This is a genomic window from Rhodococcus sp. RDE2 (assembly GCF_020885655.1).
Lineage (GTDB): Bacteria > Actinomycetota > Actinomycetes > Mycobacteriales > Mycobacteriaceae > Rhodococcus > Rhodococcus pyridinivorans.
This window is the reverse complement of record NZ_AP025186.1, coordinates 4,432,984-4,453,531: the sequence shown is the minus strand read 5'-3', so window position 1 is coordinate 4,453,531 and position 20,548 is coordinate 4,432,984. Positions and strand designations below refer to the sequence as shown.

At 68.6% G+C, this 20,548-nt stretch carries 19 protein-coding genes; 13 read left to right on the top strand and 6 right to left on the bottom strand.

Annotated features, from left to right (window positions below; translation table 11 throughout):
* The first annotated feature begins 72 nt into the window (after positions 1-72).
* The 9 genes from LPH33_RS20620 (at position 73) to LPH33_RS20580 (ending at position 7,601) form a co-directional block, all read left to right on the top strand.
* Complete coding sequence (locus LPH33_RS20620; protein WP_229565730.1) at positions 73-1,200, top strand: glycosyltransferase family 4 protein; 1,128 nt, start codon at positions 73-75, stop codon at positions 1,198-1,200.
* Between the two features lie 83 nt (positions 1,201-1,283).
* A complete protein-coding gene (locus tag LPH33_RS20615) occupies positions 1,284-1,445 on the top strand; it encodes a hypothetical protein (RefSeq protein WP_016696211.1) in 162 nt (53 codons plus the stop codon).
* A 207-nt stretch (positions 1,446-1,652) separates the two neighbouring features.
* Positions 1,653-1,979, top strand: a complete 327-nt coding sequence (locus LPH33_RS20610) for a SelT/SelW/SelH family protein (RefSeq protein WP_160874070.1) — start codon at positions 1,653-1,655, stop codon at positions 1,977-1,979.
* A gap of 108 nt (positions 1,980-2,087) precedes the next feature.
* Positions 2,088-2,744: a hypothetical protein gene (locus LPH33_RS20605; RefSeq protein WP_088897911.1), complete on the top strand. Its 657-nt coding sequence runs from the start codon at positions 2,088-2,090 to the stop codon at positions 2,742-2,744.
* 148 nt (positions 2,745-2,892) lie between these two features.
* The gene (locus LPH33_RS20600) at positions 2,893-3,717 is read left to right on the top strand and encodes an N-acetyltransferase (protein WP_088897912.1); all 825 of its coding nucleotides are present in this window, start codon (positions 2,893-2,895) and stop codon (positions 3,715-3,717) included.
* Between the two features lie 92 nt (positions 3,718-3,809).
* Positions 3,810-5,360 carry a hypothetical protein gene (locus LPH33_RS20595; RefSeq protein WP_229565729.1) on the top strand — a complete coding sequence of 517 codons (1,551 nt, stop codon included), beginning with the start codon at positions 3,810-3,812 and terminating at the stop codon, positions 5,358-5,360.
* Positions 5,361-5,478: 118 nt separating this feature from the next.
* Positions 5,479-5,637: a hypothetical protein gene (locus LPH33_RS20590; RefSeq protein WP_229565728.1), complete on the top strand. Its 159-nt coding sequence runs from the start codon at positions 5,479-5,481 to the stop codon at positions 5,635-5,637.
* A 73-nt stretch (positions 5,638-5,710) separates the two neighbouring features.
* Positions 5,711-6,358, top strand: a complete 648-nt coding sequence (locus LPH33_RS20585; RefSeq protein ID WP_088897914.1) for a phosphate signaling complex PhoU family protein — start codon at positions 5,711-5,713, stop codon at positions 6,356-6,358.
* A 43-nt stretch (positions 6,359-6,401) separates the two neighbouring features.
* Positions 6,402-7,601, top strand: a complete 1,200-nt coding sequence (locus LPH33_RS20580) for a MalY/PatB family protein (RefSeq protein WP_229565727.1) — start codon at positions 6,402-6,404, stop codon at positions 7,599-7,601.
* A 17-nt stretch (positions 7,602-7,618) separates the two neighbouring features.
* Here LPH33_RS20580 and LPH33_RS20575 read toward each other — a convergent pair whose 3' ends face one another.
* Positions 7,619-8,740 carry a GH39 family glycosyl hydrolase gene (locus LPH33_RS20575; RefSeq protein WP_229565726.1) on the bottom strand — a complete coding sequence of 374 codons (1,122 nt, stop codon included), beginning with the start codon at positions 8,738-8,740 and terminating at the stop codon, positions 7,619-7,621.
* Between the two features lie 165 nt (positions 8,741-8,905).
* Between LPH33_RS20575 and LPH33_RS20570 the strand changes: the two genes are divergently transcribed.
* Complete coding sequence (locus LPH33_RS20570) at positions 8,906-9,988, top strand: GNAT family N-acetyltransferase (RefSeq protein WP_229565725.1); 1,083 nt, start codon at positions 8,906-8,908, stop codon at positions 9,986-9,988.
* Here LPH33_RS20570 and LPH33_RS20565 read toward each other — a convergent pair whose 3' ends face one another.
* From LPH33_RS20565 to LPH33_RS20545, 5 genes are all read right to left on the bottom strand, one after another.
* The gene (locus tag LPH33_RS20565) at positions 9,989-11,023 is read right to left on the bottom strand and encodes a cellulase family glycosylhydrolase (RefSeq protein WP_229565724.1); all 1,035 of its coding nucleotides are present in this window, start codon (positions 11,021-11,023) and stop codon (positions 9,989-9,991) included. It lies immediately after the preceding gene.
* 82 nt (positions 11,024-11,105) lie between these two features.
* On the bottom strand, positions 11,106-12,653 hold the full coding sequence (locus LPH33_RS20560) for a flippase (protein WP_229565723.1): 1,548 nt from the start codon (positions 12,651-12,653) through the stop codon (positions 11,106-11,108).
* A 12-nt stretch (positions 12,654-12,665) separates the two neighbouring features.
* Complete coding sequence (locus LPH33_RS20555; protein WP_229565721.1) at positions 12,666-13,748, bottom strand: glycosyltransferase family 4 protein; 1,083 nt, start codon at positions 13,746-13,748, stop codon at positions 12,666-12,668.
* Entirely contained in the window at positions 13,631-15,028 is a 1,398-nt protein-coding gene (locus LPH33_RS20550) for an O-antigen ligase family protein (protein WP_160874056.1), read from the bottom strand. The genes LPH33_RS20555 and LPH33_RS20550 overlap by 118 nt, the downstream gene beginning before the upstream one ends.
* Positions 15,025-16,761: an alpha/beta fold hydrolase gene (locus tag LPH33_RS20545; protein ID WP_229565719.1), complete on the bottom strand. Its 1,737-nt coding sequence runs from the start codon at positions 16,759-16,761 to the stop codon at positions 15,025-15,027. The genes LPH33_RS20550 and LPH33_RS20545 overlap by 4 nt, the downstream gene beginning before the upstream one ends.
* A gap of 178 nt (positions 16,762-16,939) precedes the next feature.
* Between LPH33_RS20545 and LPH33_RS20540 the strand changes: the two genes are divergently transcribed.
* From LPH33_RS20540 to LPH33_RS20530, 3 genes are all read left to right on the top strand, one after another.
* The gene (locus tag LPH33_RS20540) at positions 16,940-18,055 is read left to right on the top strand and encodes a glycosyltransferase (protein WP_229565717.1); all 1,116 of its coding nucleotides are present in this window, start codon (positions 16,940-16,942) and stop codon (positions 18,053-18,055) included.
* Between the two features lie 367 nt (positions 18,056-18,422).
* Complete coding sequence (locus LPH33_RS20535; RefSeq protein WP_229565716.1) at positions 18,423-19,943, top strand: sugar transferase; 1,521 nt, start codon at positions 18,423-18,425, stop codon at positions 19,941-19,943.
* A 79-nt stretch (positions 19,944-20,022) separates the two neighbouring features.
* Positions 20,023-20,481, top strand: a complete 459-nt coding sequence (locus LPH33_RS20530) for a DUF6098 family protein (RefSeq protein ID WP_016696196.1) — start codon at positions 20,023-20,025, stop codon at positions 20,479-20,481.
* Positions 20,482-20,548 lie beyond the last annotated feature (67 nt).

Genomic DNA, 20,548 nt, shown 5'->3' with positions numbered 1-20,548 from the left:
CGACGACCATGAATCGGGTGAAACAGGAGGTCCCGTGGCGGAACCGGCGAGCGATCGGACGGTTGTTGCGCCGTGAGTCGTTCGTTGTTGTTCGTCGGGCACACCGGTGAGCGGTCGGGTGCCGAGAAGGTCATGCTGATGCTCGTCGACGTCGCCCTCGCGCAGGGACGTCGGGTCGTCGTGGCGTGCCCCGACGGGCCGCTCGCCGAAGCCCTTCCGGCCGGATGCGTCCGTGTCCGGTTGCCCCGGCTGGGCATGTGGGGACAGACCGGAGTCGGGCGGATCGCGGGACTGGCAGGTCTTCCGGTGCGGTGGCTGGTGGGAGCGCGCAGACTCCGTCGCGTGCTCGCCGCGGAGCGGCCGCAGGTGGTGTGCAATTCGTTGTTCGCACTGCCTTCCCTGCGACTCGCCGTGCTCGGCACGTCCCACCGGGAACGTGCCAGGTGGCTGGTGCACGACACCCTGTCCTCCCGTAAGCAGCACATCGTCGCCCGGGTGGGCAGAGGCGCCGTGGGGGAAGCGGTGGCCGTCTCGCGGGCCTCGGCCGTCCCGGTCCGGGAATGCGGATATCCGGTGGTCGTCGCACCGCACGGCGTCCCGATCCCGCCTGCTCCGTCCCGGCCGGCGTCTCCCCAGGGCTCGACTCCTGACGGCTCGACCACGCGGGTGGGCATCCTCGCGTCGGTGACGGAATGGAAGGGACACCGCGTCCTTCTCGAGGCGGTGGCCGAGGTGCCCGGCGTCCACCTCGACGTGGCGGGGGTGCCGTTCCCCGGCGACGAAGCCTTCCTCGACGAACTGCGGCGTCGCGCAGACGCCCCCGACCTGCGTGGACGGGTGTCGTTCCTGGGCCGGGTCGATCCCGCCGAGGTCTTCGCGGTGTGGGACGTGATGGTCTCTGCGAGCACCTCACCGGAGGCGGGACCGCTGGTCGCACTGGAGGCGATGGCGTACGGTGTGCCCGTCGTCGGCACCGATCACGGAGGGACCGCCGAGTACCTGGCCGACGGCGCGGGACTGCTCGTTCCACCCGGCGATGCGAAGGCTCTGGCAGAGGCGATGCGGCGATTGATGTCCGACCCCGGCCTGCGGTACGAACTCGCCGTCACTGCGCGCCGCCGGGTGGAGGAGCGCCACGATATCGAGGTGACGTTGCCGGCCATGGTGAACGCCTTGTGGGCGACGGGCGTCACATTGTGAGGCGTCCTCGAGTATTGCTTTTGCAACCATGTTGCGATCTCCGATGTTTGGTGTTCTCGGCGGATTCGCGCACACTGTGAGCCATGTGGGTGTGGATCGCATCGGCGCTGGCGGCGTGGCTGGGCCTCTCGGCTCTCGGCGCGCTCGCGGTCGGTCGGTTCCTGTTCGTCTCCGAGAGGGAGGAACAACTCGTCGAGATGCAGCGGGAGCAGCGTGATTCTGCGAATCCTCCCGTCGCTTCCTGACACGCCGGACGTCCGCCTGCGCGATACTCGCGAGTAACAATTTCCCGTGTCTAGACTCGGTTCCGCGTCGTCCTCCTGTCCCCCCATGTGAGGACGGCCGCACGGGTCGGTTACCCCCCATCACCGGTCCGTGCAGAAGCCCCGGCCGATCCACCACCACGATTGCCGGGGCTTCACCTATTTTCCGGCGGAGATATCCTGTCGCTCATGACCGAGCAGGCTCCCCGCGTCGCGATCACCTACTGCACGCAGTGCAAATGGCTGCTGCGCGCCGGTTGGATGGCGCAGGAACTGCTGAACACCTTCGGTACCGCGCTCGGCGAGGTCGCGCTCGTTCCCGGGACCGGTGGGGTGTTCCGCATCGTCGTCGACGACACGGTCGTGTGGGACCGCAAGGAGGGCAAGGGTTTTCCCGAAATCGCCGCGCTCAAGCAGCGAGTCCGTGATCTCGTGGAGCCGGATCGTGATCTCGGGCATGTGGATCGGGCCGCCCGGACCGATGCCCCACCTCATCGCGACAGCAACGACATCTAGCGGTAACGTTCTCGCATATGTGCCCGCGTTCTACGCGCGTCGGGCACGGTCGACGGCGTGCCGCTCACGAAAGTGGTCGCCGACATCGAAATACGGGGAGGAAAATCGATGAATTCTGTTGCGAAGAAGGCTGCAGTCGCGGCCTCTGGTGCCGCACTGCTGGCACTGGTCGTTCCGGGCGTCTCGTCCGCTGCGGGTCCGAGCGTCTCGGCGAAGGCGGAGAACGGCGCCATCGTCGTCGACTTCGATCTGACGCGCGCCGACGTCGACCGCGGCGTCACCTGCGTCACCTACGTCCTGAAGCCGGGCACCGTCGACACGGCCGATCCGTCGGGCCGCATCGACGCGCAGCCCGCCGGCACGAGCTTCTCGGTGACCAACACGAGCACCTCGAGCGCGCTGTACATCAAGGACGGCGCACCCTCGCAGGCCGGTCCGGAGTCGATCACCGACGGCACCTACAACGTCTTCTGGGGCTGCCAGGACGCCTCGGGTGCGCAGTACGAGAACATCTTCGACGCGTCCGGTCGCCCCTTCACCGGTGGCATCTCCGTGACGGTCGGCGGCGGTGAGTCCGCACCGCAGGGCGAGTCGGCTCCGCAGGCACAGTCCGCGCCGCAGGCCGAGTCCGCGCCCGCACCGCAGGGCGAGTCCGCGCCGCAGGCCGACAATGTTCCGCCGGCTCCCCAGTCGCAGCCGGAGCCGGTCGACCCGCTCCAGTTCGTGATCAAGTTCCTGCGCGACCTGATCGGCGCCTACCTCTGATCGGAGTCCACACTCCGATCCGCATGTAACGGCATCGGCGGCACCTCCAGCGGGTGCCGCCGATGCCGTTTCCGTACCGACGCTGTAGATGTGGTCCGGGTAGATCTGGTCCGGGGGATCGATTTCCTGCGGCAGGGAAGGAGAAGGGGTGGACGCCGCCTCGATCGCGACGGGTCTCGCATCGTCGACGCAACTGCGACGTGCCTACGGCGCGAGCATGCGGCCGCTGACGTCCGGAGGTCACTGGTCCGAGGGCGACGGCTGGTGGATCGGTATCACCGCGGCCCCCGACCCCGACTACAACCTCGCCCTCGTCCACGGCGGCGACGTGACCGCCCACGCCGACCATGTCTACGAAACGCTGACGGAGGCCGGTCATCCGTCGATCGTCCTGCTGGCAGGTGACGGCCTCGGTGCCGCCCAGGTCCTCGGCGACCGCGGCTGGGTGTGTGCGGGTTCGCTGGACCTGACCTACCTCGTCGCCCACGATGCTCCCGTCGATCCGGGTTTTCGGGTTCTCGGCGAGGCCGACATGCTGCATGCCCGCGAACTCGCCGCCGCGACCTTCGGGATCGCGCCCGGGACCGCCGCGGTCGCCTACGCCGACGTCGTCGCCCGCACCTCCGGCGTCGAGGTGATCGGGATCTTCGACGACGAAGATGTCGGCGACCGGGATTCGGACGACGAGGATGCAGACGGCCGGGCTGCGGCTCTGCAGTCCTGCACCCTGCTCGTCGACAGCGGGCCGATCCGGACGGTGTGGTCGCTCGGAACCCGGACCGGCCGGCAACGTCGCGGATACGCGAACCGGCTGATCCGGGCCGGCGCCGCCCACACGCACGCGCAGCGAGGTCCGGTCGCGATGTGCGGACTCACCAGGCCGCGTGTCACCCCGCTCTACCTCGCAGCCGGAGCGCGCGTCGCCGAGACCTGGCAGATGTGGTCCCGTCCGCGCTGGCTGCTCGGCAGCTGACGGACGTACGGGTCGGTAACATTTGCCCGATTCGCCGCGACACAATGGCGACGTGCCCACTCCCCGGGGCGACAGCGAAAGGCCTGTGCATCGTGTCCGAACGAAGCATCCGCGACGCCGAACTGCGTCGTGAGCTCGGTGTTCCTCCCACCGTCGATCTCGTGGGGCATGCCCGCGATCTCGCTCGCGTGGCCGTGCCCGCCGCACTCGTCGCCGCGCTCGCCGCGGTCGCGGTCTTCTTCGTCCGCGACAGCGGTCCCGGGGTGTACGAGTCGTCGCTCGTCGCAGAGATCCGCTCGTCGGCCTCGGTGTCCGGCAACGACGCGACCCTCGGGCAGCTCATCGCCCCGTACGTGGCGCTGTCGCAGGACTCGGCGGTCGTGGCCGCAATCGCAGCCGAGACCAACGAGGATCCCGCGAAGCTGCCGTCGAGGATCGACGTCGGCTACGGCTCGTCGCCCACTCTGCTCACCGTGACAGCCCGCGACGACTCGCAGGCCGACGCCGACCGGCTCGCACAAACGGTCGTCACACAGCTCGACCGCGCGCAGACCGAACGCAATCGCGTCGCCCTCGACGCGCGCATCGCCGAACTGGACGCGGTCGTTGCCGGTCTGCGCGCCGACCTCGCCGCGAGTATCGCGGCCGACGAGGAGGGCAACGCGGAGGGCACAGCCGATCCGGTGGTGCAGGCCGAACTCGATGCGCGGCTCGAGCAGCTCCGGCAGGCACGCTCGGGTGCAAGCCTCGAATACCTCCAGGTGCTGTCGATGCCCGCCGGCACCGGGACGAAGGTGTCCCCGATGCCGCGTGCCGAGGCCGCGGTCGCCTTCCTCGCAGTGTTCGTCCTCGTCGCGGAGTTGCTGGTCGCTCTGAACGGGCGCTTCGGCGCGTCGAACAGTGCGGCGTGGGCCCGGCGGGTCGCGCGTCGCCACCGGACGGCCGTGCAGATCGAGCGCGACGACCGGCAGACGCTTCCGCTCGACACGATCGTCATGCTCGGGCAGCGCGCCTCGCTCGGTGACCACATCCTCCTTCTCACAGGGGAGGGCGTGACCGTCGAAGCCGATGCGTTCGGCGATGCCCGCGACCGGATCGTGTGCTGCGGGATCGGGGAACAGTGGTGGACCCGCGCGAAGACCGAGGGGCTCGCGCTCGCCGTGATCGTGCTGCAGGCCGGTGCCGAGGAGCGAGCGCAGGCGGAGGACACGCTGCGCGCCTTGGCCGAGATCGAGGTGCCCACGCGTCTCGTCGTGCTCGGTGCCGGACGAGAATTGGTGCCCGTGCTTCCGGCTCGGCGCCGCGAAGCAGCCGTGGAGGCGGCTCCCGAACCCCCGGCTCCCGTCCCTGTTGCCACACCCCAGCCTGTACCTGCACCTGCACCGCGACCGGTGCCCGACGACCGTCACCGGGCCCCGCAGCCTGTGTCGTCCCAGCCTGTGTCGTCCCAGCCGGTGTTGTCACAGCCTGTGTCGTCCCAGCCGGAGTCGCTGTTCGTCCCGCCCGAGGATCGGGCCTATCAGCAGTACCGCTACGACGAGGGATACGACTACGGATACGCCGACCAGCAGGGCTACCGGGACGGGCACGGCTATCCCGAGCAGAACGGTTACGGCGAACCTCGGGAGACGTCGCGCTACTGATCAGGTTTTCGCCCGAGTTGAAGCTCGGCGCCGACAGGCTATAGTGATGGCGGTCACTCCAGGGGATGGGTGTGACCTGCGCAGCCGAGCACATCGGCGTCACGACGAGGAAAACAATTTGTCTATCTGCATTGCCGGCACCCCGCAGCACAGCACCGCGACGCCGGGAAGCACCGAATGGATCAAGGCTCATCTCGCCCGCATGGACGACGTCGCGGGCTCTGTATCGTCCTCCGAGAACGTCGCCGCAGAGCGCGTCGTCGACGCGCGTCGTTAGGCTCCTCCCGGGGACTGCAACGAGGACCGGTCGGGTACACGTGCCGTGAACCGGTCGACGAAGGGAGCGAGACATGAGGGAGTTGTTCCGAGGACAGCTCGACGACCTGGTCGGACGCCTCGGTGAGCTCGCAGCGGTCGCGGCCGAAGGGCTCGACCTGGCCACTCGCGCGTTGTTCGACACCGACCTCGACGCAGCCCAGGCCGCCCTCGATCTCGACGCACGGATCGCCGAACTCGACACCGACTGTTCCGAGCGAGCGGTGCGAATCCTCGCCCTACAGGGTCCCGTGGCCGCCGACCTGCGGTTGGTGTTCTCCGCCGTGCGCATTACGGGCGATCTCACCAGGATGGGCGAACTGAGCCTGCACATCGCGCGGGTCGTACGTCGTCGCCATCCCGAGTCGCTGGTATCCGACCTCCTGCGCGACGATCTTCGCCGGATGGCCGATCTTGCGGCGCAGATCGTCGCGATTCTGCGCGACGCGTTCACCGACTTCGACCTCGACACGATCAAGGGCACGCACGCCATCGAGACCGAACTCGATGCGGTGCATTCGCGACTGCTCTCCCTGCTCGAGAGTCCCGAATGGGACGGCGACATCCGGACCGCGGTCGACACCGCACTCCTCGCGCGTTTCTACGGGCGGTTCGGCGACCAGGCCGTCGACGTCGCGGATCGGCTTATCTTCTTCGTCACGGGCCAGCGACCCGCCGCCTGACTTCGGCGCGCGGAGCGCCGCGAACCGTGCGATTCTCATCCACATGACCAGCGACGAGCGCCTCTCGGTCGGCGGTCCTGGGGTGCCCGGGTTCGACGACCTCGACTTCGACGCCCTGTCGGCGCGGTCCGGTGCCAAGTGGGCACGGGCGGCCACCGACGGGCTGGCCCCCGCATGGGTCGCCGACATGGACTTCCCGGTCGCACCGCCGATCGCGCATACGCTGCACGAGCTGGTCGAGCGTAGCGATCTCGGTTATCCCGACTGGTTCCACGGCACGCCGCTGCGTGAGGAGTTCGCGCAACGCATGCGCACGCGTTACGGATGGGAACCCGATCCCGGTGCCGTCCGCGAGCAGACGGATCTCATCCAGGCATTGCAGCTCGTGCTGCACCTGAGCACCACGCGCGGCGATGCGGTGGCGATCCAGACACCGAACTACCCGCCGTTCCTGGCGTCGCTGCGACGGATGGGTCTGCAGCAGATCGACTTTCCGTTCGTCGACCGGGGCGACGGGTGGGTGCTCGACTTCGATGCGTTCGAGCCGTTGGTGGCACGGCGTCGTCCGCGGGTACTGGTGCTCGTCAACCCGCACAACCCCACCGGGCGGGTGCTCACGCGTGAGGAACTCGAGCGGATCGCCGATCTCGCCGAACGGTTCGACATGCTTGTCGTCAGCGACGAGATCCATGCCGAGCTGATCTACGAGCCGCACCGGCACATCCCGTTCGCGTCGCTCGGACCGGAGACCGCTGCCCGCACGGTGACGCTCACTTCCGCCAGCAAGGCGTTCAACCTCGCAGGGATGCGGTGCGCGGTGGTGCACTACGGCTCAGGAACACTGCTCGAGCGCCGGGACGCGGAGCCGTTCGACCTGTACGGGACGGTGTCGGTTCCGGGAGTGATCGCCACGCTCGCCGCGTGGCGCGAGGGCGACGCGTGGCAGCGCGACCTGCTGCAGGTCCTCGCCCGGAATCGTCGGCGGGTGGACGAGGTTCTGCGCGAACGGATCCCGTCCCTGCGGCACCATCTGCCGCAGGGCACCTACCTGACATGGTTGAACACCGGACCCCTCGGCATCGATGATCCGGTGTCGGTCGTCCGCGATCGGGGACGTGTCCTCGCCGACGGCGGGGTGCGGTTCGGGTCGGGGGCACGCAACTTCCTGCGCATCAACTTCGCGACGTCGGGGCCGATCCTCGAGCGGATCCTCGACGGGGTCACCGACGCGCTCGGCGCCTGACCGTCAGCGCACCGCTGTCACCACACCGCGTCGGCCGGGGTGTTCGTGGACTCGAGTGTGCCGTTCGCGGCAGCGCATCCCGAGGCGGCCGAAGCGACCACGGCGCGTGAGGGTTTGGCCGAGAAGTTCTGGTAGAGCAGCCCGAAGTTCTGCTCCACATCGGCTTGGTTCGTCCCGCGGTCGCGCATCGAGTAGACGAACACCTTCTGCACCCAGCCGAGTCGGCGGGCCTCCGCAATGCCGTCGGCGATGATGTCGGCCTGGAGTTGCGTGCTCACCGCGTTCGAGTCGGTTCCGGTGGGGGCGCCGAACTCGGTGGCCCACACCGGTGTCGCGGCGTCGCCGTACTGCACCATCGTGTCGCGCATCAGGCGCATGCGGTAGAAGGTGTTCCAGCTCTGCGTACTCGCATCGGACGGCAGCGCCGGATAGCTGTAGGGGTGGACCGACAGGATGTCGAAGTACTGGTGTGCGCCGCGCGCGTAGAGCTGCTGCACGTAGGTGACGGGGGAGATGTTGGTGCCGTCGTCCACGGCGGGGGCGAGGCCGCCGTTGAGTATGCGCGCGCCGGGTTGCACCGACTTGATCGCCGGTGCCGCGGCGGCGAGCAGTTCGACATACTTCCCGACGTCGGCCCGGGGCCGGAAGAAACTGGTCAGGTTCGGTTCGTTCCAGATCTCCCAATGGTTCACGCGGGTCGAATAGCGCTGTGCGACCTGACGCGAGAAGGCGGCGAACGCCGCCGGGTCGGCGGGATATCCGTGCGTGTCGCCGCCACCCGCGACGCGTGCCCAAGTGGGGGTGTACGCGATGATGCCGACCACCTCGAGTCCGCGGGTACGGGCGCGGTCCACCACACGGTCGGGCACCGACCAGTTCTGTTGCCCGCGGTTCGGTTCGATCACCGACCAGTCGATGTCCACGCGCAGCCACCGGGCGCCGACCGCGCGGATCGCGTCGAGTTCACGGTCGAGTTCGGAGTCCGACAGATACATCAGCGGTGCGCCGGCCGCGATACCGATGTCGTCGGTCGCGCAGGTCGTCGGGGGAGGCGGTTGGGGCGGTGGGGCGCACGCTGCGAGTGCGGCGAGGGAGCACGAGAGGGCTGTGGCCAGTGCAGCACGTGCGAGACGACCCATCGACTCTCCTGGTGTAGAATCCGGACAATTCAGGCATCGGTCGTAACGCTGCGCCGCCGACCTGCGATTCTTTCGGTGGAGCGAGCGGCAGACCGACGCCGCGAATTCACTCTAACGAGCAGGGGGCCGGAAGATGCGGGATTTGTGGACCGAAGGTTCCGGTGCATGCGCACCGTGAGTTTCGAGATCCACGACGAAGACTCGGCCGTTCGGCTCTCCGCGGAATGGGACGACCTCGCCCATGAGGCGGGTGGGCGCGTCGCGACCCGCCCCTCCTACACACTGGCCTGGAATCGGATGGGACGCGGTCGATCGGCCGTGTGCACCGTCCGGCGCGGCGGGCGCCTCGTCGGACTCGCACCCCTGCACGCCCGTACCCGGCTCGGGGTCACCGCCCTACGGCTGCCGGCCCACGGCCTCGCCACGATAGGAACCTTCCTCGCGACCGGCGAGGCCGCGCTCGCCGATCTGCTCGACGGTATCGCCGACCGGAACATGGCACTGCAGCTCGACCACGTCGATCTCACCGATCCTCTCGTGGAGATGCTGCAGGCCTCGTCTCGCTGGAGCGTCGATATCGCCGGCACCGAACGGTGCCTGACCGTCGATGTCGCTGACGGTGCCGGCGCCGAATCGTTGCGTGGTCGCCGCACGCTGAAGACGCTGTCCCGCCTCGAACGCTCGCTGGAACGCGAAGGCACCCCGGTCTCCGTCGAAGTGGTGCGCGATCCGGACCATCTCGCGCACAGGTGGCCCGACATCACCGCCGTGGCCGCGGCCGCCGACGAACACAGCGGACGCGACAACTTCTGTGCACCGCCGTTCGTCGCGTTCACCCGGCCGCTGCTCGAGGCCGAGGCCCGTGCCGGCCGGTTGCTCGTCGTGGGCCTGCTCGTCGGCGACCGATGGACGGCCCACGAGATCATGTTCCGCACCGGGACCACGGCCGAGATGTGGTTGAGCCGCTTCCATCCCGAGGTGCGTCGCTACCAGCCCGGCCAGTTGCTGCAGCGCCACCTCGCCGACCGGCACGACGAACTGGGCATCGACCGCTTCGACTACCTGCTCGGCACAACGGAATTCAAGGAGCAGTGGGCGAACGGTGAATACCGGGTCGGGCGGATCGTCGCCGTCCCCACCTCGCGACCGCACCACCGGTGGACCCTCCGCGCCGCAGATCTCGGAGCCGACCTCGTCCGTCCCCTGCGCCTGGCGGCGCGCGACGCCCTCACCTCGAACCGCTGCTGATCAGAGGCAACCCGGAGTGACCGCGGCCGTGCGCAGCACGTCCCAGGCCGGTTTGAGTGCCCCGTCGTGCGCGAGGATCCCGAAGTTCTGCTCGCGATCGGCCACCTCGGTGCCCCGGTCGAAGAGGCTGTAGACGAACAGCTTGTCGACGAATCCCAATGCGCGTTGCTCGGTGATCCCGTCGCGCAGGATGTCGGCCTGCTCCGTGGGCCCCACCGCGTCGGTGTCCGTGCCCGTCGGCGCCCCGAACTCCGTTGCCCAGATGGGCTTGTCGGAGTCCCCCCGCTCGACCATGACGGTGCGCATCTCGCGCATGCGGTAGAAGGAGTTCCAGTCGGACGTCGACGCATCGGACGGCAGAGCGGGATAGCTGTAGGGGTGCATGCCCACGACGTCGAAGGCCGACGACACGCCCTGGTCGTACAACTCGGTGAGGAAAGTCGTCGGGGCGATGTCCGATCCGTTGTCGGTGCCGGGGGACAGGCCACCGGTGACCACCACCGCCCCGGGGTCGACGTTGCGGATCGCGTCCGACGCCGCCACGAGCAGGTCGGCGTACGCGCCGACGTCGGGTTGCGGGGTGAAGAAGGCCGTCAGGTTCGGCTCGTTCCAGATCTCCCAGTGCGTGACGCTGTCGGAGTAGCGATCGGCGACGTCGCCTGCGAAGCGACCGAATTCGCCGGGGTCGGCGGGCATCCCGTGCGGGTCGCCGGGGTCGGCCTCCGACGTCCGCGCCCAGCGCGGAGTGTGAGTGAGCAGGCCCAGCACCTGCAGGTCGTGTGCGTCGGCCGCGGCGACGACCCGGTCGGTGCCCCTCCAGTCGAAGCGGCCGCGCGCGGGTTCGATGGTCGACCAGTCCATGTCGAACCGGATCCAGCCGGCACCGCTGTCGGCGACCGTCGACATGTACGCGTCGAGGTCGGCGGAGTCGAGGGAGTCGAGGCCGGCTCCCGTCGCGACCCCGAGACTGTCGGCGGTCAGATCGGTTCGGCAGTCGCGTGGCTCGGTGCTCTGGGTACACGACAGAGCAAACACACCGACAAGGGTGAGAACGGCGCGGAGCGGCATGGACCGCGACACGCGACGCGGCATCGACCGCGAAAGGGACACTGCAACCTCAACGGGACTTGACGAGACCGACGAGGCCGAGCCCGCCGGTGATGGGAAGGACATGGGTTCCGGCCAGAACACAGACAGCCGAGAGGACAGCGGTGACGGGCCAGGGAAGATCGTAGCGCTCCGCGAGAAGCGACATCCACACGGCCACCGCAACACCCAGCATCGCGATCGCGACGGTCTGGGTGAAGGGGAACAGGCCCCCGATCCGGACGGTTCGTGCGACGACGATCCAGATCGCGACAAGCATCGCGGCCTCGGTGAACACCGTCGCCAGCGCCGCCCCGTCGAACGACATGCGGGGGATGAGGACGAGGTTCGCCCCGATGTTCCCGGCGAGTGCGGCCAGCGCCACCCACGGGTAGACCCGGTGGCGTCCGGTCGCGATGAGCACCATGAGACCGAGTTCGGTGAGCATCGACAGAGCGCTACCGAGCACCAGCATGCGCGACGCGTCGGCCGCTTCGGCGAATCGCTCGCCGTAGAGGAGGGACAGCACGCCGTCCGCCGACGACCAGAAGACCGCGGTGGCGGTCGCGCCCAACACCGCGAGAAGCATCGCCGCCTCCCGTGTGCGCTGCCGGAACATCTCGCTCTGCGCCGGCCAGGTCGCGACCAGCAGCGTGGTCACCGGTCCCACGACGGTCGACGACACCATCGACAGCAGGTCGGCGAACTTGTATCCGACGGTGTAGAGCCCCACCGAGTCGAAGGTGTCGATGCGCCCGAGCATCAGCACGTCGATCTTCGACAGCAGGGTGAGCAGGGCGAAACCGATGCTGAGGGGGACGGCCTCGACGAGCATCTCGCGCCACCGCCACAACTGGGCGCGCGCGGCGGGCAGAGGTCCGGCCCTGCCCGCCCGCACGCCGCGCACGAGGATGCCCGCGCCGACGATCTCGTTGATCACCGCCGGCACGACGAGCACGAGCAGCACCGGATTCCACAGCACTGCGGCGATGGTCGCGATCAGTTGCGCGAGCTGGCCGAAGGTCTCGGCGATCGCGACCGACGCCATGCGCAGGCGACTCTGATACATCACCGACAGGGCGTTGTTGGGCGTCGCGATCACCACGACGAGACCGGCGACCACCGTCGCCCAGACGACATCGGACGAGTATCCGAGGACCACCACATATCCGACGGCCAGCGCGTACCCGAGCAGACCGAGTACACCGCGCAACGCGATGAACGCGGTGGTGACGTAGGAGACCTCCCACGGATTGCACTCGACGAGCTTGGCGAGCACCACTCGGCCCACACCGAGATCGGTGACGACGGACAGCAACCCGAGCAGGCCGAAGACGAAGGAGAACTTGCCGAAGTCGTCCGGTGCCAGTGCGCGGGCGACGATCATCGACCCGGCCCAGCCCATCGAGGCGACGGCCAGCCGGCTGCCGAGCATCACGACGGTGTTGCGTCGCGCGGCCCGCCCGTCGAGTTCGGGTGTCTGCGGTTCGTGGAGGGTGCCACCGGGGTCGTGGGCAGCGACGATCCGCTCCATCACGACGGTTTCGGCCATCCGGTCGGCCAGCGAATGTCTACCCACGCAACGACCTCGTCAGATTCTCAGGCCCGCGGTGCGGTAGGCCTCGCGTGTGAGCTCGGCGGTGCGCGTCCATGTCGACGTCGCGGCGACCTCGCGTCCTCGGGTGCGCAGCGTCTCCGCGGTGTCGCGGTCGTGGACGACGACGCGCAGGGCGGCGGTCCACGACGTCACGGTGTGTTCGGTGACGAGAAGGGCTCCGTCGTCGACGACGTCGGGCAGTGCACCGACGGCGCTCGTCACCACCGCCCCGCCGCACGCCATCGCCTCGAGCGGCGGCAGCCCGAAGCCCTCGTAGCGCGAGGCGTATGCGACGGCGGTCGCCTCGGCGTACAGCGCCGGGAGGTGCGCGGTGGGAACGTAACCGAGACCGATCGAACCGGGCGGTGCGTGGGGTCCGGTGGATCCGGCTCCGGCCAGCACCAGCGGGACGTCGAGGATGCGGCACGCGTCGGCGACGAGCGCGACGTCCTTGCGGGGTTCGACGGTGCCGACCTGCAGGACGAACCGTTCGGGCAGCCGGTAGGCCCTGCGGATGTCCCGCACCTCCTCCGGGATGGGAGGTTTCGCCCACGCGGCGGGTGCGAGCGGGGTGACCACGGCGTCGCGTCCGCACAACGCGTGGAGACGTTCGGCGGTGAAGTTCGAGACCGCGACGAGCACGTCGGCCCGTCGCATGGCATCGCGCAACAGTGCTCGCTCACCGGCGGCCCGGTGCCTGCTGAATGCCCACGGGGTGTCGAAGACGGCGAGGTCGTGGAACGTCGAGACGGTGACACCGGAACACAGGACGGGCAGATCGACGTCGAGACTGTGGAACAGGTCGACCCCGCGGACGGGCACCTTGGCGTGCAGCATCCGCCGAACCCCGTCGGCGACCGGCCGCACCGACGGGGTCACGCGAGGGGGCAGTTCGCCGGTGGCGTCGCACTGCACGGTCGCGCGCAGCGCCGCCGAGGAGAGCAGGGAATCGAGCGCGGTCAGCAGCTCGCGGACGTAGGTCTGGACTCCGCTGCCGGACGGACGGAGTGCGAGGGCGCCGAATCCGATGCGGTGAGCGAGCTTCGGGGAGGTGACCAGTGTTGCGTCAGTGCGCATCCGACAGTTCCTAACAGTAACCAGAAATAGACGTCGAGAGGGAAGATCTCGAGATAGGTCGCCACCGTGGAGGCGACCGCCGCCGCGACGATCGTGCCACTCACTCCGAGTGCGAGTGCGGCGTCCTGTCCGCTCAGAACCCGCGATGCACGCAGCGTCGAGACCGCGGCGCACACGAGTACGAGGACGAACAACCACACGCCGATCGGGCCGAGTTCCACGGCGAGCTTCATGTAGTAGTTGTCGGGCTGATAGGGCATGTACCCGAACTGCACGGCCGCCGTGTACGACAGTTCCGACAGCATCGGGTTGCTCTGCGCCACCGTGTCGGCGGCAGCCGAGCCGGTCGCGCCGAGACCCTGACCGAAGGGGTGCACCCATAGCGACGACAGGGTCTGCGACCAGCCGTCCCCGCGTTCACCGAGACTCGACGAGGAGAACAGCGGAGCGAGAATCGAACTCGGCACGGCGAAGAGGACGAGCGGTGCGAGTGCCGCGGCGGCGCCGAAGCCGAGGAACAGGGCGCGGTAGCGGTGGACCGCCAGCCACAGCAGTGCGACGGCAAGACCGATGTAGCTGGCACGCACGATCGTCACACCCATGCCGAGCACCATGACCGGTGTCGCACACAGGAACAGCGTGTTGCGGAGCCGGTGCGGATCGGCGAAGGAGACCGAGCACCCTACGATCAGTCCGATCATCACGAACAGACCGAAGGCGAAGGGGGTCGTGAACGTGCTGAAACTGCGCAGGATTCCGCCGCTGATGCGCAGATGCTCGTCCCAGCGGTAACCGAGTTCGGCGAGTCGTTCACCACCGATCACCTGTTGCGCGAGTCCGACGACGGCGGTGACGGCCGTGGTGCCCATGAGGATCGACACCAGGTGGTCGCGGTCGCGGGCGTCGAACGGCGCCCGCCACAGGATCACCGGGATGACGAGATAGAAGTAGGTGATCTTGATGGCGATGATGCCGGCGAGTCCCGAGACGAGCAGCGCCGACAGGACTCCGATCGCCACCCACGCGACCACGGCCGGCCACCACGGACAGGACGGTGCCGGCAACCGGCGTCGGTACGGGCTGACGAAGGTCGCGGCGAGGGTGAGGAGCAACAACCCCTCCTTCCACGGCGACAACGATTCACCGCCGGGGACGATCGCGAGCAGACCGTGGAACGGAGTGAGCGCGGCGATCGCCAGCAACCCGCGTTGGGGTCGCCGCCAGAGCAACACTCCCGACGCGAGCACGGCGGGAACGGCGAGCAGCAACAGGGGGGTCATGAGACGTACTCGCCTGCAGTGGGATCCGAGGTGTGGGAGCCGAATCGGGAGAGCACGGTCGAGGTGATCGCCGTGCGGAGGAACTCGCGGCCGTCCCGCTGCCGACCGCTGTGCTCACCGACCTCGCTGGTGAGGATGTCGCCGGTGAAGCCACGCCGGCGCAGGCGGCGAAGTCCTTCCTCGCCGCGCTGGGACAGGAACCATCGATGGTCCTCGGCGGACAACACGACCGTGGTCGACACACCCGCGCGACGCAGTGCCTCCAACCCCACCTCGGGAACCTGGGTCACTCCGAGTCGGCCGAGCAGCAGCCACAACGGATAGGGCAGGTACTTCTGCGCCCACGGCTTGATGCGGGCACGTAGGGAGACCGTCTGCGGTTCCACCGGAGCTGCGATCGCCGGAACGTCGGGCGCGTTCGGACCGAGGTCTGCACGCAACGACTTCCGGCGGTGGGTGCACCACAGGATCACGTTTACGAGCACGGCGGAGTGCGCTGCACCCCGGAGGGCGACCCACGACGAGTACCACGCACCCGAACACAACCCGATCACCACGAGGTCCTGAGGATCGACGCCGAGCGCGGCGACAGCATCGAGAGCGTCGCGGTCGGAGTCGTCGGAGTACAGCGGTGTGGGGGTCGCCCCGTGCGCCGTGCCGGTATCGCCGACCCCGGTCCGGTCGAACCGGATCGTGGAGATCCCGTGCGCGGCGAACTCGCGCGCGAGCTCGACCCAGAGACGACTCGGGCCGAGCCGGTGCTCGTAGGCAGTGCCGAAGAACAGCACCGTCGGGGCGGACGGGCGCGGTGCGCCGAACCCCTCGGTGCCGACACCGTGCGTACGCAGCGCGAACATCTCGTTCGGACCGAGATACTCGACGCTCTCGTGGATCGGGAGCCCCGAGTCGGTGGTCGCGACGACCGCGCGCTTGCGCCCGGGGAAGTGGACATCGCGCGTCGCCGCGGGCGTGCCCGCAGCGACTCGGTCGGCGATCCGGATCAGCTGCTCGGTGGGGATCGCGGAATGCAGTGTGCTGGGGGTGACGAAGGATTCGTGGGCCTCGAGGGAGATCTCGTCACCGCCGAGTGCAGTGGCGAGCGCCGACACCGCGGCGGTCTCGCGGGCCGTGGGTCGGGTCGCGAGCAGGGTCCGTGTGCCGGTCAGCGACCGCGGATCGATCTTCAGAGCGCCGAGGGCGTCGGCGGCCTCGGGGGCGAGAACGCCGCCGACGATCGACACACGGGGGTCGTCGGGATCGTCGGCACCGAGGGCGAGCCGGTAGAGAGCGCGTTGTTCGCGCAGCATCGCTCGGCCCGAGACGATCGGATCCCACAGCACGACGGCATCGACCGGCCCGCACTCCGGCAGGGCCGTCGCCGCGATCAGTGCGCCGGCGCGCAGTCCCACGACGGTGATGTGCTCGGCGCCGCTCGCGCGGGCCGTCTCCACCGCGGTGACGACACTTCGCTGCCACGCCGCGACCGCGTCGGGTGAGTCCTGATCGCCGGCGGAGTCTCCGGTGCCCGCGTAGTCGAAGCGCAACGCCGCCAGGCCGCGCTCGGCGAGTTGCTCGGCGAGCGCCTTGATCCCCCGATAGGTGTCGAGGTGTTCCTTGCCGAGGGGCGGGCACAGCACCACCGCGCCGCGTGCGCGGCGGTCGGTGGGAAGGTGGACGTGGCCGAGGAGAGGGGACGCGGGATCGCCGAACCACGACGCGTGTCGCACATCCACTCCGTGACCTCCACTGTCGAGGGGGTGAAAGAGGGGGTGATTTCCCGACCCCGTCTCGGACCCTGAATCTTCTTGTCGTTCGGACGCATTCGTATCGATGGATTGTGCCGACCCGTTACCTCTCGGCGCCGGCAAGGTCATAAAGTACCCTCCCGATCGGCTCGGGGTCTTCGGAGGGATGGCTGTGCCTGGAATCTTGGTGCACGAATGGATCGCGCGCGACGGAGGTTCGGAGAAGGTTCTCGACGAGTTCGTCCGCACCTTTCCCGAGGCCGACGTGCTGTGCCTGTGGGACGACGCCGACCGGTATCCGGGGCGGACGGTGCACGAGAGCGGTCTGGCGCGCACACCTCTGCGCAGGAGCAAGGCGCTGGCATTGTCGGCCATGCCGTACGTCTGGCGTCGCCGACCCGGTTCGTACGACTTCGCCCTGGTCAGCTCGCATTGTTTCGCCCACCACGTGACCTTCCGGGGCGCACCGAGCGGGTTCGAGAAGTTCGTCTACGTACACACTCCGGCGCGCTACCTGTGGAATCCGGAGCTCGACGATCGGGGTGCCTCGCTCGCGGTGCGGTGCGCGGCACCTCCGTTGCGGGCCCTCGATCGGCGTCGCGCGCGGGAGGGTGCACACTTCGCCGCGAACAGCGATTTCGTGCGTCGTCGCATCGAGCGGGCCTGGGATGTCGAGGCGCGTGTGATCTTCCCTCCCGTCGAGACGGCCCGCATCTCGTCGGTGCCCGACTGGCGTGACGAACTGTCCGCAGCCGAATCCGCCCTGCTGGAGGGACTTCCGGAGACCTTCGTGCTGGGGGCGTCGAGGTTCGTACCGTACAAGCGACTGGATTGGGTGATCCGGGCAGCCGACCTCGCCGGGGTGCCGGCGGTGATCGCGGGATCCGGGCCGGAGGAGGGCCGACTGCGGCAGCTCGCCGACGAGGCGACTGTGCCGGTCCACGTGCTCGCTCGGCCGTCGGACGCCCTGCTCTACGCGCTCTACCAGCAGGCCCACGTCTACGTCTTTCCTGCGGTGGAGGACTTCGGGATCATGCCCGTCGAGGCGCGCGCGGCAGGGGCGCGTGTGGTCGTCAACGCGCTCGGAGGTGCTGGTGAGACGGTTGCCGAGGGGGTCGACGGGTTGTGTTTCCGCGAGGACAGGATGGAGGCGGTCGCCGAGTGCATCGCCGCGATCGACGGTGTGCCGAAGGGGCGTAACGAGGCCGTCGCCGCGCTGTCCTCGGAGAACTTCCGGCAGCGCATCCGCGACTGGGTCGGGGAGGGGATCGGAACGGCGTGACTCACGTCATACTACCGACGAGTAGACGAACTCTTGTCGCCGGTTCGTCCCTGTTGTACCTTTCTCCCGGGTCGGGAGCCTGCTGATGGGGTTGATGGGGTTCGATGGGGGATCGTCATGGCTCACTGCCGCCGACCGAGCTGCGTTCGTCGCCGCTTCATGAATGTGTTCTTTGCTGAAGTAACTACGCGCACAAGTAATTCGAGTTACGCGTAGCTTCTTCGCTTCAGGGGTGGAATCACCCACGTCACTGTGATCCGTTGCACTGGAACAGGATTCGCGTTCTGTGGAAAAAACGGACATAATCACCGAATCGTTCATCTGGCTGTCGGGGCCACTTCGCGTGGAGTAGGCAAGCAGGAGAAGCATGGGGATCGGACCCGAGTTGGCGCGTCGCAGCGCGCCGACCCACGACACGAGCGATGGCCACGGAAGTGTCCCGCGCAGACAATGGCAGCGCACCTATCTCCGGTCGCTGGCGATCACCGACACGACGATCGTCGTCACGACCGTCGTCCTGGCGCAGGGGGCCGGGACGATGATCGGTGGACCGGTCGACCCGGGGTCCTCGGTGACCCGGGGACTCGCCTCGGCGATCGTGGTGGCCGGCCTGTGGCTTGCGATTCTGGCGCTCAACGGAACTCGCAAGAAGCCGATCGTGGGCAGTGGCGAGGAGGAGTACCGGCTCGTCACGAGGGCGACCCTGCAGACCTTCGGTCTGCTCGCGATCGCCTCGTTCCTCGTCGACTCGTTCGCCACCGACCTCGACACGATCCGGGTCTACCTGTTGCTGGCCATGCCGGTCGGCCTGGTCGTCCTGCCGCTCGGACGCCGCTGGTGCCGTCGTTCGATCGAACGACGTCGCGTACGGGGTGAGTTCCGGACCTCGGTGCTCGTCGTCGGCTCCGAACGCGCGGTGGACGCGATGGTCGGATCGTTCGTCCGCGACACCTCGGCCGGATACCGCGTCGTCGGTGTGTGCACCACCGGATACACGGGGGAGAGCGGGCGCACCATCACCGTCGCCGGTCAGGAGATCCCGGTACTCGGTGCGGAGACCGACGTGATCAACGCCGTCAAGCTCTCCGGGGCCGACACCGTCGCGATCGCTGCCGGAACCCATTGGGGCAACGGAGATATCGGCGAGCTCGCGTGGGAACTCGAGCCGTATCGCGTCGATCTCGTGGTGGCTCCCGGCGTCACCGACATAGCCCTGCCGCGACTGTCGATGCACCCCGTGGGCGGTCTGCCGTTCGTGCACGTCGAGGAGCCGCAGTACCGCGGGTCGCACCGGATCGCCAAGACGACCTTCGACCTCGTGTGCGCGGTCCTCGCCCTCACGATCGCGGCGCCGGCCATGTTCGTGGTCGCCGCGCTGATCAAGCTTCAGGACGGCGGCCCCGTCTTCTACCGGCAGGAACGCGTCGGCCTGGGCGGCACCGTCTTCCGGATGTGGAAGTTCCGGTCCATGGTCGTCGATGCCGACCGGATGGTCGATACGGTCCGCGCGCAAACCGGTCAGGAGGACGCGACCTTCTACAAGTCCGCCCGCGACCCGCGGATCACTCCGGTGGGCCGGTTCATCCGCCGCACGAGCATCGACGAACTGCCGCAGTTGTTCAACGTCCTCGCCCGCGACATGAGTCTCGTGGGGCCGCGTCCCCTCGCGGTCGGTGAGGGCGAGAAGATCCCGGGCTTCGTTCCGCGCCGCATCCTGGTGCGTCCCGGCATGACGGGCTTGTGGCAGGTCTCCGGCAGGTCCGATCTGTCCGAGGCCGATCGCATCCGCCTCGACCTGTTCTACGTGGCGAACTGGTCGATGGTGCAGGATCTGCTCATCGTTGTGAAGACGGTGCGGGCGGTGCTCGCGAGCGACGGCGCCTACTGACCGACCGCGGTGCGGGGTTTCACGGCCGGGGAGCAGGGAACCCTTCGAATTCGCCTGGGATCTGCAGGAGGAGTCGAAGGTGAACACGTCCGTCCGAAGTTTCCATCCCGACCCCGATGACATCCCGCTGATCACCTCACTCGACCAGCTCGCCGACGTGGCGACGGATCCGCTGCTCTACCTGAGGTATTCGAAGGGCCCGGCGGCGGACGCCGAGGACGGGCCGAGCCGCGACCACGAGGCGAACGTGACCCTGCCGGGGCTCGTCGCCACCACCCTCGCTCCGGAGCCGTGGTGGCGGCGGCCCGTCAAGGACTGGGTCGCCCGCCGTGTCTGTACGTGCGTCGGGTCCGGCGACGAGGACGGGCGGTTCGTATGGATCCTCACGGGCCGGATGGTCGGGCGCGGTCCCGGCCACGAGCCGCTGCTCGTCGACGTCCGGCCCCATGCCCGGCTCGCCCGAGAGGTGCTCGACGAGGCGCAGGGATGGTACGACGAGCACTTCGACGTAAGCAGTGATTCGCGCAGAAGCGCCTGAACACCGTTCGCACAGAACGCAGGAAGCCCACCCCGCCACGTCGCGGGGTGGGCTTCCATCGTGATTC

Excerpts from the sequence above, each read along its gene's own strand:
- LPH33_RS20540 (WP_229565717.1), top strand. The coding sequence starts at position 16,940 with ATGGCTGTGCCTGGAATCTTGGTGCACGAATGGATCGCGCGCGACGGA.
- LPH33_RS20535 (WP_229565716.1), top strand. The coding sequence starts at position 18,423 with ATGGGGATCGGACCCGAGTTGGCGCGTCGCAGCGCGCCGACCCACGAC.
- LPH33_RS20580 (WP_229565727.1), top strand. The coding sequence starts at position 6,402 with ATGACCAGCGACGAGCGCCTCTCGGTCGGCGGTCCTGGGGTGCCCGGG.
- LPH33_RS20575 (WP_229565726.1), bottom strand. The coding sequence starts at position 8,740 with ATGGGTCGTCTCGCACGTGCTGCACTGGCCACAGCCCTCTCGTGCTCC.
- LPH33_RS20605 (WP_088897911.1), top strand. The coding sequence starts at position 2,088 with ATGAATTCTGTTGCGAAGAAGGCTGCAGTCGCGGCCTCTGGTGCCGCA.
- LPH33_RS20585 (WP_088897914.1), top strand. The coding sequence starts at position 5,711 with ATGAGGGAGTTGTTCCGAGGACAGCTCGACGACCTGGTCGGACGCCTC.
- LPH33_RS20555 (WP_229565721.1), bottom strand. The coding sequence starts at position 13,748 with ATGCGCACTGACGCAACACTGGTCACCTCCCCGAAGCTCGCTCACCGC.
- LPH33_RS20610 (WP_160874070.1), top strand. The coding sequence starts at position 1,653 with ATGACCGAGCAGGCTCCCCGCGTCGCGATCACCTACTGCACGCAGTGC.
- LPH33_RS20550 (WP_160874056.1), bottom strand. The coding sequence starts at position 15,028 with ATGACCCCCCTGTTGCTGCTCGCCGTTCCCGCCGTGCTCGCGTCGGGA.
- LPH33_RS20615 (WP_016696211.1), top strand. The coding sequence starts at position 1,284 with ATGTGGGTGTGGATCGCATCGGCGCTGGCGGCGTGGCTGGGCCTCTCG.
- LPH33_RS20570 (WP_229565725.1), top strand. The coding sequence starts at position 8,906 with ATGCGCACCGTGAGTTTCGAGATCCACGACGAAGACTCGGCCGTTCGG.